This window comes from Methylomonas sp. 11b (genome assembly GCF_000515215.1).
Lineage (GTDB): Bacteria > Pseudomonadota > Gammaproteobacteria > Methylococcales > Methylomonadaceae > Methylomonas.
Window position 1 is genome coordinate 223,598 of the sequence record NZ_KI911557.1, and the last position, 18,670, is coordinate 242,267.

11 protein-coding genes are annotated in these 18,670 nt (G+C 52.6%); 6 read left to right on the forward strand and 5 right to left on the reverse strand.

The features are described 5' to 3' along the window. Positions 1-234: 234 nt before the first annotated feature. The 5 genes from METH11B_RS0101070 to METH11B_RS0101090 all read right to left on the reverse strand — a co-directional run bounded on the left by METH11B_RS0101070 (position 235) and on the right by METH11B_RS0101090 (position 9,468). Positions 235-3,390 carry an HD domain-containing protein gene (locus METH11B_RS0101070; RefSeq protein ID WP_026600382.1) on the reverse strand — a complete coding sequence of 1,052 codons (3,156 nt, stop codon included), beginning with the start codon at positions 3,388-3,390 and terminating at the stop codon, positions 235-237. 268 nt (positions 3,391-3,658) lie between these two features. Continuing rightward, positions 3,659-4,087: a type VII toxin-antitoxin system HepT family RNase toxin gene (gene hepT, locus METH11B_RS0101075; RefSeq protein WP_026600383.1), complete on the reverse strand. Its 429-nt coding sequence runs from the start codon at positions 4,085-4,087 to the stop codon at positions 3,659-3,661. After that, positions 4,068-4,448: a type VII toxin-antitoxin system MntA family adenylyltransferase antitoxin gene (gene mntA / locus METH11B_RS0101080; RefSeq protein ID WP_026600384.1), complete on the reverse strand. Its 381-nt coding sequence runs from the start codon at positions 4,446-4,448 to the stop codon at positions 4,068-4,070. Before mntA ends, hepT begins: the two co-directional genes overlap by 20 nt. 15 nt (positions 4,449-4,463) lie before the next feature. After that, positions 4,464-7,280, reverse strand: a complete 2,817-nt coding sequence (gene uvrA, locus METH11B_RS0101085; protein WP_026600385.1) for an excinuclease ABC subunit UvrA — start codon at positions 7,278-7,280, stop codon at positions 4,464-4,466. Positions 7,281-7,377: 97 nt separating this feature from the next. Continuing rightward, positions 7,378-9,468 carry a putative bifunctional diguanylate cyclase/phosphodiesterase gene (locus METH11B_RS0101090; RefSeq protein ID WP_026600386.1) on the reverse strand — a complete coding sequence of 697 codons (2,091 nt, stop codon included), beginning with the start codon at positions 9,466-9,468 and terminating at the stop codon, positions 7,378-7,380. A gap of 582 nt (positions 9,469-10,050) precedes the next feature. Between METH11B_RS0101090 and METH11B_RS0101095 the strand changes: the two genes are divergently transcribed. The 6 genes from METH11B_RS0101095 (at position 10,051) to METH11B_RS0101115 (ending at position 18,668) form a co-directional block, all read left to right on the forward strand. Next, complete coding sequence (locus tag METH11B_RS0101095; RefSeq protein WP_231499562.1) at positions 10,051-11,436, forward strand: MFS transporter; 1,386 nt, start codon at positions 10,051-10,053, stop codon at positions 11,434-11,436. A gap of 36 nt (positions 11,437-11,472) precedes the next feature. Then, positions 11,473-11,934 (forward strand): single-stranded DNA-binding protein, encoded by a 462-nt coding sequence (locus METH11B_RS0101100; protein ID WP_020481898.1) that lies wholly within the window; start codon positions 11,473-11,475, stop codon positions 11,932-11,934. A 204-nt stretch (positions 11,935-12,138) separates the two neighbouring features. Next, entirely contained in the window at positions 12,139-12,402 is a 264-nt protein-coding gene (locus METH11B_RS28965) for a hypothetical protein (RefSeq protein ID WP_197026915.1), read from the forward strand. A 26-nt stretch (positions 12,403-12,428) separates the two neighbouring features. Beyond that, positions 12,429-16,319, forward strand: a complete 3,891-nt coding sequence (locus METH11B_RS27495) for a response regulator (protein WP_026600388.1) — start codon at positions 12,429-12,431, stop codon at positions 16,317-16,319. Positions 16,320-16,326: 7 nt separating this feature from the next. Then, entirely contained in the window at positions 16,327-17,322 is a 996-nt protein-coding gene (locus METH11B_RS0101110) for a response regulator (protein ID WP_026600389.1), read from the forward strand. A gap of 182 nt (positions 17,323-17,504) precedes the next feature. After that, positions 17,505-18,668: an MlaE family ABC transporter permease gene (locus METH11B_RS0101115; RefSeq protein ID WP_026600390.1), complete on the forward strand. Its 1,164-nt coding sequence runs from the start codon at positions 17,505-17,507 to the stop codon at positions 18,666-18,668. Positions 18,669-18,670 lie beyond the last annotated feature (2 nt).

Consider the following 18,670-nt stretch of genomic DNA (forward strand, 5'->3'; position numbering starts at 1 on the left):
CCGACAGTTGTCAGCCAATTGCACGTCTAATCAGTGGCCATCGAATGGAGCTTCTGTAGCCTCGATGCAGCGCTAGCGAAATCGAGGGATTAGGTCTCCGAATCCTCGATTACATCGAGGCTACTTGCTGCAAGCGAGAAGCGGCGGTCGGTAGCGGAATAGGAAAACTAATCGACCGAACCTGGCTCATCATAAATAATTGGCGAATTTAGATAAAGACCGTTTGTCGGAATTTTACCGACGCCAATGATGGTTGCCTGTATATGACACCCATTTAGAGCCAGTGTCCTTCATTTCCTGCAACGCTTCAATGTGACGTTTTAGTTCCGGATGTTGGTAGCCTCTGGCAATCAGAGCCTCTCGCGCAATTGGATCGAAAGGGATAGCGGTAGGACCTAGGCATTCATTCCAGATTTTGGCTATCAAAGATTCCGGCGAATTTGCACTAGTCGTTTTAATCTCCGCCACAAAAACAGCGTCTACATCTTCTCTATTTGCTTCCAAAACTTCTTCGATCATTTCAAGAATTGGTTGTAACTGCACGTTCGAGTCGGATGTGCCAGTTTGCAATTCAATAAGAGATCTACCTCCGGGCCAGCTAGTTGTCTTCCAGGTCACCGTCTCTTCGAATAAGCCATACACCATTGGTGCGAACCTTCCTGTCTTACCAAGCTTGAAAAGACCTTTTTGACTTTCGACGGCGACCAAGCGAATGGCTGTTGCGGTGCCTAGGGCTACAATCCCTTCACTCGCAAGCGTATTGAAAAAGTTAAAAACCCAGAACCGAGTTTTATCGAGCCAATCCTCATCGCTTTCGATATTTATGGTCCCCATCCATGGTAAAACGGCATGGCCGGTTTCGTTAATTGGTTCAAACAAACTAGTGGACGCCGACAGTTGCCTCCCGGCTAGAGAATTGACAGAGTTCAAACTGCCAAACAAAAGGTAGGAGTCAGCATTCAGAAGTGAATAAAGCCACGGATCTACAGGAACCATTGCGGCTTTGGTGGCACACCAACGTAGAAGGCCTTCAGCGAACAGAGAATCTTTTTTTTGACCGAATTCGTAAATAGAGACCGGATCCTTATGAAGAGGATGCCGATATTTGCAGGAAAGAGCCTCGTCCCGAGATGTCGGGCCGCAAATGAGTCCATAAGCGATGACGGATAATAAGACATCTCGTGCCAACTCATCGATAAACGGAACGGCCTTTTGAGAGAGCTGATAGCGCTGAGTGGTCAAAGGTAAGTTTCCAGCACTGTCGAGTACAGCAATATTTGGTCTTATGGTTTGGATGTACCCTGGCCAATCAAAATCGGTATGGGAGTAGGAACCTCGCTTTTCAATTTTTAAACCGTTGCACGAAAGAGCGGGGTATTTCTCGAAAGTCCAAAAAATCGCATCGAAACCATCGGGGTAGATCACGGCGTATTCCTTCGGTAAGTTATTGCTCCTCACGGGGAATACGAATTCCTGATCTAGTTTTTCGAGATTCGTGCCACGAAGCACTCGATTAATGACTTTGGGCCAGTCCCAGCAATACCAGTCAATTTGTTCCCTTGGTCCTGCGAAGGGAAAATATTTTTCTCTTTCCAGCCCTAACGCGTTCATAGATTCACTGCTGACTTCGACTTCGATAGTGGTTCCGATTGGTAAATCGTCGACACGGCGGATTTCAATGAGTTGGCTATTAGCGGAAGCTTCCAACATATTGCCAGTGGATTTGTCCGCGCCGACGTGCCGAGTCCAAAGTTTAAAAGAAGCGCCTAGCAGAAAGACCGCAAAGGCGCCTATCCCAAAGCGCCCGGAGCGCATTACGCGCGGTTTGCCTGAATCGTCGAGAAATTCTTTAGCCCATTCGGAGTTGCTGCGAAATGAGGCGCCGGCTCGCAAAAAATGGTTTTGAATGGTATCGGCACGCATGCCGATGCCACGGTCGCGGACACGCAGGTACCATGAGCCATCCTCACGCTTGATAAAGTCTATCGATACGTCGCCTTCTTGCTCTGGCAAATCGAGTGATTCGATAGCGACCTTGTGGTTTTTACACCATGCGTGTAATTCGCGAACGGCATCGACCGCGTTTTGCATTAATTCGCGAACGCCGACGCCCGGTTCTTTACCATATAGCGGCTCGACGAGGAGAGTAAGTAAATTCGGATCAGCGGTATACCCGGTCCGATTCGGAATATAGGGCAGGCTATCGCGAAACGCCGGACTGTGTAGGTTAGAATAGACCCGACGAATGGCGAGATTCAGTTGATCCAGACCGAGGTCGGTCCGTGCGCCGTAGGCCTCGTCCAATACTGCGGTTGAATGGTCCATTTCAGCTTGCAGTCCGGACAACAGATCGCGCAGTTGCAAATAGAGCGACAGGCTTATATCGGTGCCGACGGTGACCATCTTGCCGCGAGGATCGCTGGCCGGACTAATCTGCTGCACCGCACGGTGTTTACGCCATTCCTGTATGGAAACCGGGCTTTGCGGATCCCGCAATTGCATCAAAGCTGCCGGTGCACGTTGTTGGTCAATTTGAAGGTAATCGGCTACCCGTAATAGAGCCATGGGGTAAAGTACAGCGGAGCCCATTGGTTTTGGGGTCCCAGGGTAGAGTGGGCTGGAATCCAAGTAAGCTTTGCAAACGCGTAGCGACATCCCGTGCGAACGCGCGCTTAGCCCAATCAGATCGGCCAGTCGCATCAACGGGTGGCCCTGCTCTTTACCCATGGCGGGGAACTGTCCCTCACCCGAGCCGACTGTCAGGCCTGGAAAACCGTAGATCGCAATTTCGTGGGCAAGACGAGCATGGTGGCGCCGTATAAACTCGCCGATGATCAAGAAATGATTGGTTTCCCATTGTCCGGTATCCTCAGGAAGGTCTTCGAACTTCCAAACTCGGGCCGATTGCTCTCCTATGATGTTGGTCAATTGACGGTCGCTAAACCGTCTTGCTTCTCGAGCATAGTCCCCCCATAACAACTGCCAGGCAATATTGGCTACGTTGCCTTCTTGGTCATCTTTGAACCAAGGTAGAGGTTGAAATCTTGACTCTTTTCCAACTAATTCCAGAAATCCATTGGGCCTGAGATGCATGGCGATGTCATGCAACAACGTTGCGCCGATGATTACCACGGCGTCGGCGTCGCAAAGCAAGCGTGGGTCGGAATCCTTTTTGCTGTCTTTCCAGATTGGTTTTGGAACTAGCTCAACTTCAGATTTCAACACACAGTTGATATGTTCAACCCCGTGGTCGGTGTAGTCGGGGAAAAATGGGAGTTTATTGTCTGCAAGGATTTCTCCGACCCGGTCAGCAAGGGCGCGGATGGGGGCTTGAAGATCACTCTCCTCGAGAAGTTCTCTCAGGGATTTCGGAAACTCTATTTTTGCCACAGGCTCTCCATAATGAATGTACAAATGTCCTTGTTCCTGCTCTCCAGTCTCGGGAACAATAGTTGCGTTATATGACGCTTCCGAAACGATTAGGCGTGACTTCAGCGACCGATTTGACTGTTAGCATATAACGAGGTTGTTGATACTTGTTCTGTCTCGTTCCAACGCGCTGCGTTGGAATGCTTGGCTGGTTATTCAGGCACCTCAGCGCGGTGCTTTCTGGTTACCACACAGCGCGCGGGAACCAAAAAGGCTAGACCGATTGAACTCATTTCGGCTCACATTCATCCAACTTCTGCTGCCAAACCACCATCCACTCTTCCAAAATCGCATACTGCCTTTTGGTGACAATGGCTTGCACGATGCCGTCGTTGAGGTCCAGGTAGTCGTGCACCAGCACATTGCGGAAGCCGAGGATTTTCATCAAGTCGGCATGCTGATCGGCCGGCAAATCGCCTTGGCTTTTCAATTCGTCTAGCGCTTCCCGCGACTGGCTGACTGTTAGCTGGTATTTTTGCTCCACGAAATAACGCGCCATGCCGATGAAGGCTTCTATATAGACTTGTAGTGCGCGCTGTATCGCCAGCAGGTCGCGTTCGGTCCAGGTGTTGATATTTTCCTGGCTGTACTCGTCCAAAATACGCAACATTTTGCGGCGATGGCGCATCAGCGCCTGTTCATAGGCAATATCTCTCATAATCCTTTTCCCATTTCGACCAGATGCTTTGCTCGACGCGTCTAACGTGCGGTACATTGCGGTCGTACCATTTGACAGCCGACTGCAAGATGCCAACTTGCAACAAGACCGGAGCGGCTTCCAGATCGACGATGCTGATTTGATTGTAGCGTTTTAATTCGCGTTCGACTTCGGCTTCCAGCATTTGCGGACGCACCGCCCGTTCCAGCGGATCGGTTTCGTAATCGCTGAAAATTACCGCAATGTCCCAATCGCTATTGGGCCGGGCAGTATTTTTGGCTCTGGAGCCGTACAGATAAATCGCATCGACTGCGGCATGCGCCTGAATCGCTTGGCTTATTTCTGCTTGAAGCTCGTTCATGGTTTCAGCGGTAATTCACGAAAAAAACCGCTGCAAATACGTCCCGGTATGCGACTTCTTGTGCTTGGCAATCTGTTTGGGCGTGCCTTCCGCCACCAACATACCGCCGCCGCTGCCGCCTTCGGGGCCCATGTCCACGATCCAGTCGGCGGTTTTGATTACGTCCAGGTTATGTTCGATGATGATCACGGTGTTGCCGTGGTCGCGCAAGGTGTGCAACACGGTCAGCAATTGTTTGATGTCATGAAAATGCAGGCCCGTGGTCGGTTCGTCGAGGATGTACAGCGTGGTGCCGGTGTCGCGTTTGGATAGCTCTTTCGCCAATTTCACCCGTTGCGCTTCGCCGCCGGACAGGGTCACGGCGTTCTGGCCGAGGGTGATGTAGCTTAAGCCCACATCAATCAAGGTTTGTAGCTTGCGGGCCAGGCTGGGGATGGCGGAGAAGAATTGGGTGGCGTCTTCCACGGTCATTTCCAGTACTTCGTGGATGGTCTTGCCTTTGTAGCGGATTTCCAAAGTCTCCCGGTTATAGCGCTTGCCGTGGCAGATGTCGCACGGTACGAAGATGTCCGGCAGAAAGTGCATTTCCACCTTGATCACGCCATCGCCGGCGCAGGCTTCGCAGCGGCCACCTTTGACGTTGAAACTGAAGCGGCCCGGCGTGTAGCCACGGGAGCGGGCTTCCGGCGTCGCGGCAAACAACTCGCGCACCGGCGTGAAAATGCCGGTGTAGGTGGCCGGGTTAGAGCGTGGGGTGCGACCGATGGGGCTTTGGTCGATGTCCACCACTTTGTCGAATTGTTCCAGACCTTCAATGGCTTCGCACGGCGCCGGGATGCAGCTGGCGCCGTTAATCAGTCGGGCGGCGTGGCTGTATAAAGTGTCATTGATCAACGTCGATTTGCCGGAGCCGGATACCCCCGTCACACAGGTCATCAAGCCCACCGGGAAGCTGACGTCGACGTTTTGCAGGTTATTGCCGCTGGCTTTGCGAATGGTGACTTGTTTGCTCGGGTCGCGCGGCGTGGTTTTTTTGGGGATATCAATGCTCAAGCCGCCGGACAGATATTGGCCGGTCAAGGAGTTGGGGTCTGCGAGAATATGCGCGGGCGTACCTTGCGAAACAATTTGCCCGCCATGCACGCCGGCACCGGGGCCGATGTCCACCACGTGATCGGCGGCGCGGATCGCGTCTTCGTCGTGCTCGACCACGATCACCGTATTGCCCAAATCGCGCAATCGATACAGCGTGTTTAACAAACGTTCGTTATCGCGTTGGTGCAAACCTATCGACGGCTCGTCCAGCACGTACATGACACCCACCAGGCCGGCGCCGATTTGGCTGGCCAAGCGGATGCGTTGCGCTTCGCCGCCGGATAAAGTGTCGGCGCTGCGGTCCAGGGTCAGATAATCCAAACCCACATTCACCAAAAACTCCAGGCGTTCCTGAATTTCCTTATTAATCTTTGCGGCGATTTCGCCACGGTGGCCGGGAATATTCAGCTGCTGGAAAAAGCCCAGTGTCTGTTTGATCGGCAAACGGGTGACGTGATGTAAAGGTTGTTCATCGACAAACACATTGCGCGCACCTAGATTCAAACGCGCGCCATCGCACACCGAGCAGGTCTGTTGTGCCAGATATTTGGATAATTCGTCACGGACCATTTGCGAGTCGCTTTCATGGTAGCGGCGCTGCATATTCGGAATAATGCCTTCGAAGGCATGCCGGCTGGCTTTGGGTTTGCCGTTACCCATCTGGAAGGTAAAACTAATTTTCTCTTCGCCGCTGCCGTACAGAATAGCGGCCTGAATGTCCTTGGAGATATGCGAAAACGGCGCTTCCGGGTCGAAATCGTAATGCGCGGCCAGTGCGCAAATAATCTGGTAGTAGTAAGCATTACGCCGGTCCCAACCGCGCACCGCGCCACCGGCCAGGCTGATTTCCGGATTATGCACCACCAACTGCGGATCGAAATGCTGCCGCACGCCCAGGCCGTCGCAGCTAGGACAGGCGCCTTTCGGGTTATTAAAGGAGAAGATGCGCGGTTCCAGTTCGCTGAGGCTATAGCCGCAATGTGGGCAGGCGTAACGCTCGGAGAACAATAGTTGTTGATCGCTTTCCATTGAAGCGGCAATTGCCAAGCCCTCAGACAGGCGCAGCGCGGTTTCGAAGGATTCCGCCAAGCGTAAGGCAATGTCGTCGCGGATTTTGAAGCGGTCGACGATCACTTCGATGGTGTGTTTTTTCTTTAAATCTAGGGCAGGGGGCTCGTCCAACTCGTAAACTTCGCCGTCGATGCGGGCGCGCAAAAAACCTTGGGCTTTCAGGTCTTCCAATAGCAGTACGTGCTCGCCCTTGCGGTCATTGATCACCGGCGCCAGCAACATCCAGCGCTCGCCTTCCGGCTGCGCCAACACTTGATCGACCATCTGGCTGACGGTCTGCGCTTCCAGGGATACGCCGTGCTCCGGACAACGCGGAATGCCGACCCGCGCGTACAACAAACGCAGATAATCGTAAATCTCGGTAATCGTTCCAACCGTTGAACGTGGATTGTGCGAGGTGGATTTTTGCTCGATGGAAATCGCCGGTGACAAGCCTTCGATATGATCGACATCCGGTTTCTCCATCATCGATAAAAACTGGCGGGCATAAGCCGACAGCGATTCGACGTAGCGGCGCTGGCCTTCCGCATAAATGGTGTCGAAAGCCAATGACGACTTGCCGGAACCGGACAGGCCGGTGATAACGATCAACTTGTCGCGCGGCAAGTCCAGATCGATGTTTTTTAGATTATGAGTGCGGGCGCCGCGTATGCTGATGGTGTCCACTGCTGTGCATTCCTAGAGTTTTTGACAACGGGATACTATACGGGGAATGGTTCGCCTCGAGCAAAGCGGATTTGCTGCTCGTCGATTTATCTAGTCGCTAAACATAGATGCCGATGGGGGCAGCAATCAACTCAGCATCCTGTTGTTTTAGAAGTGCCACAAAGGATTCTGCCGTTAAGGGTTTGCTGAAATGGTAGCCTTGTAACTCGTCGCAGCCCATGTCCTGCAAAGATTGCTGCTGATACGCCGTTTCCACGCCTTCGGCGACCACTTTTATGTTCAAACCATGGCCAAGAGCGATAATGGCCTTGAGAATGGCAACATTCGTCGGCTCTGTTTCCAGATTGCCGACAAATACTTTGTCGATTTTTAGCCGATCAACCGGAAAATCTTTCAGATAGGCCATGCTGGAATAGCCGGTGCCAAAATCGTCTATGGCGAGTTTAACGCCCAAGGCTTTCAGATCGTGCAGGGTTTGAATGAAATGTCGCGTGTCATGGACCAGGCTGCTTTCGGTAATTTCCAATTCCAGGTACTGGGGATCGATGCCGGTTATTTGCAATACCGATTTTACGGTATAGACCAAATCGAGTTGCCGGAACTGTCTGGGGGAGACGTTGACAGCGACGGGAAACTTGCAGCCGGTGCGTTGCTGGAATTCACAGGCTTTTCGGCAAGCATTGATCAAAACCCAGCGGCCGATTTCTTCAATTTGCCCGGTTTCTTCGGCCACTGGAATAAAACTCATTGGGGAAATTAGCGGTTCGCCCGGCGGTTGCCAGCGGATCAGGGCTTCGGTGCCGCAGATAGCGCCGGTGGCAAAATCCACCTTAGGTTGAAAGTGCAATAAAAACTCTTCGTTTTCGATGGCGTGGCGCAGGCGGTACTCGATCTTGATTCGGGTGGTTAAGGCTTGATTCAACTCCGGGGTGAAAAACTGAAAATTATTGCGACCTAATTGCTTGGCCTTGTACATCGCGGAGTCGGCATGTTTGAGTAAGGTATTGGGGTCGTGCCCGTCGTCCGGATAAATGCCAATGCCGATGCTGCAAGAGACGACAAAATCGCGACCATCGATCATACACGGTGTTACCACCGCGGCGAGGATGCGTTGCATGGTGTGGGTAAGATCTTCTATTTTTTGCACGTTAGTGAGCAACAGTACAAATTCGTCACCGCCCAGCCGCACAACCGTATCCGATTCACGCAGGCACGCGCCCAAACGCTCGGCCATGGTCACCAGCAGCTGATCACCCACATGGTGGCCCATGCTGTCATTGATCAGTTTGAATTGATCGAGATCGACAAAGGCCACCGCTAATTTGTTGGCATAGCGGTCGCAAAAATGCATGCACTGTTGCAGCCGATCGGCCAGCATAGTGCGATTAGGTAGCCCGGTGAGGGTGTCGTGCGTGGCTTGATATTCGATCTGCTGCTCGTATTGTTTGCGCTCGGAAATATCCTCGACGGTGCCCTCATAAAATAGCAAATTGCCGTTTAAGTCTCGCACTTCATGAGCGTTTTCGGTGATCCAGATAATGTCGCCGTTCTTCCGGTAAACCTGGGCTTCAAAATTCAGCACCCGACCATCACACTGCATCATGGCGATATATTCTGCGCGCTTGCCCGGCTCTACGTAGATTTGGGTTTGAATGTCGCTGATGGCGCGCATCAGATCGTCGGTGGAGTCGTAGCCGTAAATGCGGGCTAAGGCCGGATTGAAATTTAAGTATTGGCCGGCCGGTGTGGTTTGATAAATCCCTTCGATGGCATTTTCGAAAATGGAGCGGTAGCGCTCCTCAGCTTCACGTGCCAGTTGCTCGCTTTGCTTGTGCGCGGTAATGTCTTGGATAAAACCTTCCAAGGCCTCCAATTCACCTTGTTCGTTAAACAGGGCGACGCCACTTTCCCTGACCCAACGAATGCTGCCATTGGCGTGGGTGATGCGGTAGTCCAACTCGAATTGTTCGCCGCTAAGCGCCGCGGCGTTGATGTGTTCGCGAATCCAAATCCTATCGTCTTCTAGGGTTAGTTCTTCGTATGTGATACGGCGGTTAAACAATAAGTCGTCTGCGCTATAGCCAGTGAGCGCTTGGCAACCTTCACTGACAAAAACCATTGTCCAATGTTGGTCTACCAGACAGCAGTAAACCATACCTTTCAAGTTGCTCATCAAGGTACTTAACATGCGTTCTCTATCCTGCAATAACTTCTGCAGGCTAGAACTGAAAACCTGGGAGATATCGGAATAAGGCATAGGCCTCAGGATAGATGAAGTAGGGTCTGGTGCTAGTCGCATGGTATCTACAAGCAGTAATTGTGCCGGCTGACGGCGGGTAGGCGTTGAATGGCATGCAAAGACGGTTAGCCAGCGAGCTGAGTTTAAAAATGGCGTTTTTGACGTATTCCCTGGACGTTAATCTTGTTTATTAGCTTTAAATTATGTTCATGAGTCGAAATGACGTCAGAGGTTCGCATACTTTGGCCAAAACGGCCTTGGCGAGTGATTAGTAGGGTTGGTAGGTGTTGTAGCCATATTTGAAAGAACACTCTCAAACTTGGTGCGCGATGCACTGAATTGGCGCGAGTTGGTCTTGAGATACGAATCGGCGCGTATGTTGTTTAGAGGATAGGGTGTTGGCGTATTTGATTTGATAGCTGCCGGTTTAGGGGTAAATCCGCCGCTGGCTGCGGTCATGAATTCCGAGGATTTGAATAAACTGGTACTATAGCCAACTTTAAAGATTCGACGCAAAAGGGGAGTTTGGGTTTGACACAGGTTCAGGATATTACCAGTCCGATGACGGCCATGGAGAAGCGGGCTACCGTATCGCTGGCCAGTATCTATGCTCTCAGAATGCTGGGTTTGTTCATGCTGCTGCCGGTGTTGTCGTTGTTCACCGAACAAATGCCCGGATCAACACCCAAATTGGTCGGTTTGACCATGGGTATTTACGGCCTGACGCAAGCCATCCTGCAAATTCCGTTCGGTTTGCTGTCCGACCGTTTCAGCCGTAAGACGGTGATTGTGATCGGACTGATTCTGTTCGTGGCGGGTAGCATTTGGGCCGCGCTGGCTACCGATATTTATGGCGTTTTGATCGGGCGAGCCTTGCAGGGTTGCGGGGCGATTTCCGCTGCCGTAATGGCTTTGCTGGCCGACTTGACTCAAGAAGTACACCGCACCAAAGCCATGGCGACGATAGGTGCCAGCATTGGTGTTTCCTTTAGCGTGGCGATTACGATGGGTCCGATTATTGCCCATCATTTTGGTATTGCCGGTATTTTCTGGATGATTGCCGTACTGGCGGCGCTGGCAATTTTGGTGATTCTGTTCGTCGTGCCTAACCCCGAAAAAATTACCACGCACCGCGATGCCGAATACATCCCTTCTGAACTGGGTTCGGTCATCAAAAATGCCGATTTGCTGCGCCTGAACTATGGCATTTTTGCGCTGCATTTGATTCTGATGGCTAGTTTCGTCGTGGTGCCGCTACTGATGCGGGATGCGGGTCTGCAAGGCGGCAGCCACTGGATGGTGTATCTGCCGGTGTTGGTGACGTCGATGGCGATGATTATCCCTTTCGTGATCATCGCCGAGAAAAAACGGCAGATGAAAAAAGTATTTATCGGCGCTATTACCACCTTGGTGTTAGCTAACATTGGCTTTGTGTTATTTCACGGCGAGTTGATCGGCTTGATTGCCTGCTTGTGGGTTTTCTTCTGCGGTTTTAATCTGTTGGAAGCGACCTTGCCCTCACTGATTTCCAAAACCGCGCCCGGCGATCTCAAAGGTACGGCCATGGGCATCTATTCCAGCGCCCAATTCCTAGGCGCGTTTTTGGGCGGTGGCGCCGGCGGCTGGTTGTACGGTGAATTCGGTGCCGCGGCGGTGTTTATGTTTTCGGCGGGCATCGCCGCCAGTTGGATAGTGATCGCGCTGTTCATGTCGCCCCCGCGCTATTGGGCCAACTTGCTGTTGTCATTGCAAGCGGTCAAACCCGAACGTGGAGAGGAATTTTCTAAGCAGTTGTTAGCGATTAACGGCATTGAGGAAGTACGGCTGCATTTTGAAGAAAATGCCGCGTATTTGAAAGTCGATAACCAGCAGCTCGACAAAAACCAACTAGGTATTTTTTTGAAGCAGTGGCAGTAAGCCGCTGTTACTCGCAATTTTTACACGGAGAACACCATGCTCAATAAAGTTATGCTGATCGGCCGCCTCGGCGCCGATCCGGAAGTCCGCTATATGCCGAGCGGCGATGCCATTACCACCATCCGCTTAGCCACCAGCCGCCGCTGGAAAGACCGCAACACCAATGAACGTAAGGAAGAAACCGAATGGCATCGGGTGGTGTTTTTCAGCGGTCTGGCGAAAATCGCCGGCGAGTATCTGAAAAAAGGCAGCCAATGTTATGTAGAAGGCCGGATTCGCACGCAAAAATGGCAAGGCCAGGACGGTCAGGAGCGTTATACGACGGAAATCGTGGCCGACAATATGCATATGCTCGACAGCAAGAGCGGCGGTACCGCCAGCTATTCAGACAACAATACGCCGCCGGCCAGCAGTTACGACAATCGCCCGTCCGCGCCGTCAGGCTCGCCAGCGGCGCCGGCTTCTTATGACGATTTCGACGACGATATTCCATTTTAACGGACACCTGATAACAAACAAAAAGCCCCTGCTCAGGGGCTTTTTTATAGCGTGCGAAATCCGTTTATTCGGTGCCATCAAAAACTCTACTAGCTTCAGATACCCCTTAATCTGTTGAGATTGCCAGCCCTAGATATTTGCCACAACAAACTCATCTGGTAAGCTAACGCGTTAGACTGGTACCAATAAAATTTAGAGGGGCGCATGCTTTTCGGTTCGCACAAGTTTCCAATAGGGGGTGACGAAACGTGTTGGTCGGCACTTGCGGAACTGCGTGTGCAAGACTCGAGGTCTAAAACCCTGACTGCCAGCACTGCACGACAGCCGCTAGACACGCTGCACGACATCAAGAACCCCCGCCATCGCGCCGCAGCGATATCGTTAAAAGCCAACAGCTTGGCATCTGACCGCCTGAATTACCGTGGCATCGGCAATAGAGTGACTGTCAGCATGGTTTTGTATGCATAAGTTCTGGCGTTGTTTGCAGTCCGCAAGTGCAGATTGCCGGCAGTTTCATCGTCATGCTTAACATCCGCTTCCGCCAAATGCCAATAAACTCGACTTCGGTCCTGTCTTTGGCGATTCCTATCGCCGCTGGTTTACTGCAATGGTCGCTATGGTCCGCACTGTCGCCACTGACCTGGATATTGTTTTACCCGGCGGTATTTTTAAGTGCCTACTTGGGAGGGTTACTTAGCGGCCTAATTGCAACAGCCATCGCCGTTTCAATTGGGATCTATTTTTTTATCCCGCCTGAGGGAAGTTTTTATGTTGCGGAGGTGCGCTCTTACTATTCCACGGCTATTTTTGCCTTGATGGGGCTGTCGTTTAATCTGGCTTTCGAACAATTGCGCCGCTCCAGAACTGAGTTGCAGCGAATGGCCAGTTTGGAATCGGATGTTAATCACCGGCGTTTGAACCAAGCGCTACGCGCTGCCAACGCCGGTATCTGGGAGTGGAATTTACAGACCAACGAAAATCAATGGGATGAAGGTCTATGGCGCTTGTACGGCTTGGAACCGTTTTCTTGCCAAGCCTGCTACGACGTCTGGCTGTCCACTGTGCATCCGGATGATCGCGCCATCGCGCAAGCGGCAATTCACCAAGCGGTACAGCAAAATATCGAGTTGAACGTGGAATGGCGGCTTGCCGAACTGGTTGACGGCCGGGAACGCTGGCTAATGTCGCGTGGGCAACCAGAGTTGGATGAGAAAGGTCGGCCGCTACTCTATCGAGGTATTGTCTTAGACATCACCGAACGCCGGCAAATCGAACAAAGCCTGATAGAAAAAGAACGGTTGTTGGCAGATTCTCAGGCCGTCGCTCATATTGGTTCGTGGGTCCGCTACCTACCGGGCGGGCAAGCGATGTGGAGCGAGGAAACCTTCCGGCTGTTTGGCCTATCACCCGAAACCGATCAAGCTTTATCCATGGAACAGCTGTTGGATACCGTGCATCCCGATGATCGTGCAGCCAGAAGCGCCTGGCATCAGGACTGTTTGGCGGGCAATAGCGGTAACGGTTTGGAATACCGTATTTGCACCGCGCAAGGCCAGCAGCGTTGGGTGTTGTCCAAAGCCAAACTGGAGACCACGGCCGATGGTCAACCCTTGCGTTTAATTGGGACAGTGCAAGACATCACCGAGGCCAAACTCGCGGCCGCCGAAAAGCAACGTTGGATCGATGCTTTCCGCTATTGCGGGCATGGCATAGCCATAGGCAATCCCGAGACTGGGCGTCTAGTGACCTGCAATCCGGCGTTCGCCGACATGTTGGGTTACGACAACGCCGATCAGTTTGAAGGTCAATTGATTCTGTCCCTGTATGCGCCTGAACACGTCGAGTCGGCCCGACGCCATCTCCATGAAGCCGACCAATTCGGCAAAATACGCTACGAATCGGTTTATCGACGCCAGGATGGCTCTGAGTTTGATGTGGCGGTGGATTTGGTCAGCGTTAAAAATCCAGAACAAAAGGTGATGTACCGGGTTGCTACGGTACAGGACATCAGCGTGCGTAAAAAACAAGAGATGGAACTGCTGCAATATCGGGATCATTTGCAAAACTTGGTCGAACAACGTACGGAAGAACTCAATCAAGCATTGCAGCGCGCAGAGCGTTTGACGCGGGTAAAAAGCAGTTTTGTGGCGAATATGAGCCACGAAATCCGCACGCCCATGAATGCGGTACTGGGCTTTTGTTATTTACTGGAACAGCACGCCCTGAACGAAGAAGAACGCAGTTTGGTGAGGAAAATTCGCGATGCCGGGCGCTCCTTGTTAGCGATCATTAACGATATTCTGGACTTTTCCAAAATCGAAGCCGGACGCCTGGAAATCGAAAACCTACCTTTCCGGCTCAGCGATATGTTCGATCATCTCGCGGCATTGATGACGGCATCGGCCGACCACAAAAATCTGGAATTGATCATCATCCCGCCAGCGGGTATCGATGCCCTAATTGGCGATGGCTTGCGTATCCAGCAAGTCTTGATCAACTTACTCGGCAATGCGATTAAATTTACCGAACGCGGCGAAGTCGTGTTGCGGGTTACTGTCGATGACTGGCAAAACGGCGATACGGTAGCGGTGCGCTTTGCCGTGCGTGATACCGGAATCGGTATTTCAGAACCGCAGTTGGATGATGTGTTTGCCGCCTTTACCCAGGCTGACAATACGATCAGCCGCCGCTTTGGCGGCTCCGGCCTTGGCTTGACAATTTGTCGCCAGTTGGTGGATTTGATGGGTGGCGAGTTACGGGTAAGCAGTGTCGCCGGCCAAGGCAGCGAGTTTTGGTTTGTGCTGCGCTTGCAGCGCCACCTGGATTTCAATCCGACGCAAGCCATCCCGCCCTTGCACAATTTGAAATTACTGGTGGTCGATGACTGCGAGAATACGCGCGAAGCGGTGCATATGTCGGCGCGGGGTCTTGATTGGGATACCACTCTGGTCGCTTCGGGCCAGGCGGCAATCGTCGAGCTGTTAGCCAGTCTTGAGAGCGCTGATCCCTATGATGTGGTATTGCTGGATTGGCCCATGCCGGGAGCCGACGGCATCAGCGCAGCCGAAGCTATCCGCGCGTCTCTGTCCGCTGTTGAGCTCGATCAGCCGCAAATAGCCATTATTCTGATGATCAGCGCGTCCTATTCCCGTGAACGGCTGGCCGCTCATGCCGACATGAATCATGTCGATGGGATATTAAGTAAACCGGTAACGCCCTCAGCATTGTATAACGCTGTCGCGGCGGTATTGTCAAAAGCGCCGCAGCCACCGTTGCCGTTAGCCGCGCCCGATACATCGCCTAATTCGGCGGGCACGCGGATTCAAGGTTTGCGGATATTGGTAGTGGACGATAGCGACATCAATCGCGAAGTGGCCAGGCGGATTTTGGAGTCCGAGGGGGCGCAAGTCAGTTTAGCAAGCGACGGTCAAGACGCCGTGGATTGGCTGCTTAACCATCCTGACGCAGTGGATTTGGTGTTGATGGATGTGCAAATGCCGCGCATGGACGGTTATGCCGCCACTCGGCGGATACGTGAAAACCCGACGTGGTCTGATTTGCCCATCCTGGCACTCACGGCCGGCGCATTTAAAAACTTGCAGGATGCAGCGCTGGAAGCGGGTATGAACGATTTTATCGCCAAGCCCTTTAACGTACCGCAAATGCTGGCTTTGATCACGCGTTGGGCAGGAAGAAAATCGCTTCTCGGACTTACGCTGCCTGCATCCGGTGATCGGCGTGACGAGGTAATTTCCAGCGACCAATCCGTCCCCCTGATTGCGCCGACAAATCCTGGCCAAGACGATTGGCCAGGAATCGATGTTAACGCCGGCCTAAAAATGTGGCATAAGCTTGATCTATATCAATCCTATCTAACATACTTTATTGATCAGTATCGCGCTGCCGGACAGGAAATCAGTGCTGCAGCAGAGCAAGGGAAGCTTACCGAGGTAGCGGCCTTGGCGCACAAGCTAAAAGGCGCTGCTTATGGTTTGGCACTGACGGATGTAGCCAAACGCAGCGCCGAACTGGAAACGGCCTTGAATCGCGGTGAGCCTCTAGCTGCGGCCTCCGCAGCGCTGCAACAGGCGCTTGACGTGGTTATCAGCAGCATCGGCAACTTAAGCCGAAACACAATACCAGCGCTTGATCATCACACCCATGCCGAAGCGCTGGGTGGGGCCAAATTCTTGCTGGACGAACTATTAACGGCGCTGGATGAAGACAACCCAGGTCATGCCGAACGCGTAATGGTTAAACTGGAGGGCTTGGTTGACGCCGATTTATTGGCGCCGCTCGCTACGCAAATTCGCGACTATAATTTTCGGGAAGCTGAAAGCTTAGCTTTGGCGTTAATAAACCAGCTCGATATACCAACTCAGTAAAATACCCATGCCTAATAATCCTATTTTGATCGTGGATGACGAACCCGCGAATTTGGCGATACTCCGCGAAATTCTCGAGCCTACATATCATTTGGTGTTTGCGCGTAACGGTCAGGAAACTCTGCTGGCGGTTGCCAAGCATAGGCCGAGTTTAATTTTGTTGGACATCCAGATGCCTGATATGGACGGCTACCAAGTCTGTCGGGCTTTGAAAGCCGATCCGGCCACCGAAACCATCCCGGTCATATTCGTCACCGCTTTATCTGAGTTGGGTGATGAGGAGCAGGGGTTTGCGGTGGGTTGCGTAGATTACTTGAGTAAGCCGGTGGTGCCCAGTCTGGTGCGCGCGCGGGTGAAAACTCATTTGTCGCTAGTGAGAGCCACGCAATTGGAAAAAAGCCACCGCGATGCAATCTATATGCTGGGCGAAGCCGGACATTATAACGACAACGACACCGGGGTACATATTTGGCGGATGGCCGCTTATGCTAAAGCCTTGGCCTTAAATGTCGGCTGGAGTTGTGCCGACGCCGAATTGCTGGAGTTTGCCGCGACGATGCATGATACCGGCAAAATCGGCGTGCCCGATGCGGTACTGAGTAAACCAGGTGCGTTAAATGAGGAAGAATGGCGCATCATGCGCCGGCACTGCCAGATTGGTTACGATATTCTGTCGAAAAGCGATGCACCGATTTTTAAACTGGCGGCCGAAGTGGCCTTGTCGCATCACGAAAAATGGGATGGGACCGGCTACCCAAATGGGCTGGCGGGCCTAAGCATTCCCGAATCGGTGCGTATTGTCGGAGTGGCCGATGTGTTCGACGCATTGACCATGCGCCGGCCCTATAAGGAAGCTTGGCCGGTCGAGAAGGCGGTCGCGACTATCCGCGACGGTGCCGGGCAGCATTTCGATCCGGCGATGGTGGCCTGTTTTCTGGATATCCAACCGCAAATTTTGCAAATCAAGGCCGACTGGGAAATTCGCGAATTGGCGAAAATTTGATAGGTCCTGATAAGCTTTGCGCTGCCGACATGCCGATTTTGAGCATGCGGGGGCATGCAGTTAAAGCAGTTGCATCAGGCTATTTTTAGGCGTGTTGCGCTAAAAATACTTATCTGTCGGCTATTGCCATGCGTCGGCGTTCTGCGCATACTTGTGGCTAAGTTTTATTAGTACCAACAGGGATGAAAAATTCAAAGATCCTACCGCCAGCCACCCATAGTGCTCCAACTTGTGCCATCAGCGCGATTCGTCAGGCAAAGGCCTTGGAAATTGCGCTATCCGGAGACTGGGTGCTGGATGCGCAATTACCCCCGCTGGAACCGGTATTGGCGCAGATTGAAACCAATGCTATCGAAAAAATCGTCTTCTCGACCGGGGCCCTGGGGCGTTGGGACAGCATGCTGGTCACAGAGTTAATCAAACTGATTGACTACGCTTCGCAAAAAGTTGTCGCGGTCGATAAATCTACCCTGCCAACCTCGATTCAGGGCTTATTGACGCTGGTTTCCGCCGTGCCGGAGCGCGTCGATGCGCACCGTGACCAAACTCAGACCTCCTGGTCGCAGGCTTTCGTAGTCAGCACCGGCAAAGCGGTTCAGCATGGCAAGGAGATGTTGATCTTTGTCGGCGAAATGATCATCAGCACTTTTGCCACCATGCGGGGTCAAGCGCATTTTCGCCGCCAGGATTTATGGCTGTATATTCAAGAATGCGGACCATCGGCGTTGCCGATTGTTACCTTGATCAGCTTGTTGGTGGGTTTGATTCTGGCCTTCGTCGGCGCGGTGCAACTGTCTTTGTTCGGCGCGCAAATCTACATCGCCAACCTGGTTAGTCTGGGCATGACTCGGGAAATGGGCGGCTTGATGACCGCAATCATCATGTCAGGCCGCACCGGCGCGGCCTATGCCGCCCAAATCGGCACGATGCATGTCAACAGCGAAATCGACGCGCTAAAAACCATGAACCTGGACCCGATGGCGTTTCTGGTGTTGCCGCGCATGCTGGCCTTGATCATCATCATGCCGCTATTATGTCTTTACGCCGACTTGATGGGCATCATCGGCGGCGGCTTTGTGACGGTGAATTTTTTTGATGTGTCGTTGACCGAGTATCTGGACCGCACAGCCCACGCCGTTAAGATGAAGGATTTTATTATCGGCTTTGTGAAGTGTTCGGTGTTCGGGATTTTGATCGCGCTGTCGGGTTGTATGCGCGGTATGCAGTGCGGCCGCAGCGCCTCGGCGGTCGGCGATGCCGGCACTTCGGCGGTGGTGACGGCCATCGTGTTTATCGTGGTGGCCGACTCGGTGATGACCATCATCTGCAACCGGCTGGGGATTTGACG

What these genes read in the sequence shown, in the direction of transcription:
- hepT (WP_026600383.1), bottom strand. Translation starts at nt 4,087, where the DNA reads ATGAGAGATATTGCCTATGAACAGGCGCTGATGCGCCATCGCCGCAAA.
- mntA (WP_026600384.1), bottom strand. Translation starts at nt 4,448, where the DNA reads ATGAACGAGCTTCAAGCAGAAATAAGCCAAGCGATTCAGGCGCATGCC.
- METH11B_RS0101090 (WP_026600386.1), bottom strand. Translation starts at nt 9,468, where the DNA reads ATGTTAAGTACCTTGATGAGCAACTTGAAAGGTATGGTTTACTGCTGT.
- METH11B_RS0101100 (WP_020481898.1), top strand. Translation starts at nt 11,473, where the DNA reads ATGCTCAATAAAGTTATGCTGATCGGCCGCCTCGGCGCCGATCCGGAA.
- METH11B_RS28965 (WP_197026915.1), top strand. Translation starts at nt 12,139, where the DNA reads ATGCTTTTCGGTTCGCACAAGTTTCCAATAGGGGGTGACGAAACGTGT.
- METH11B_RS0101110 (WP_026600389.1), top strand. Translation starts at nt 16,327, where the DNA reads ATGCCTAATAATCCTATTTTGATCGTGGATGACGAACCCGCGAATTTG.
- METH11B_RS0101115 (WP_026600390.1), top strand. Translation starts at nt 17,505, where the DNA reads ATGAAAAATTCAAAGATCCTACCGCCAGCCACCCATAGTGCTCCAACT.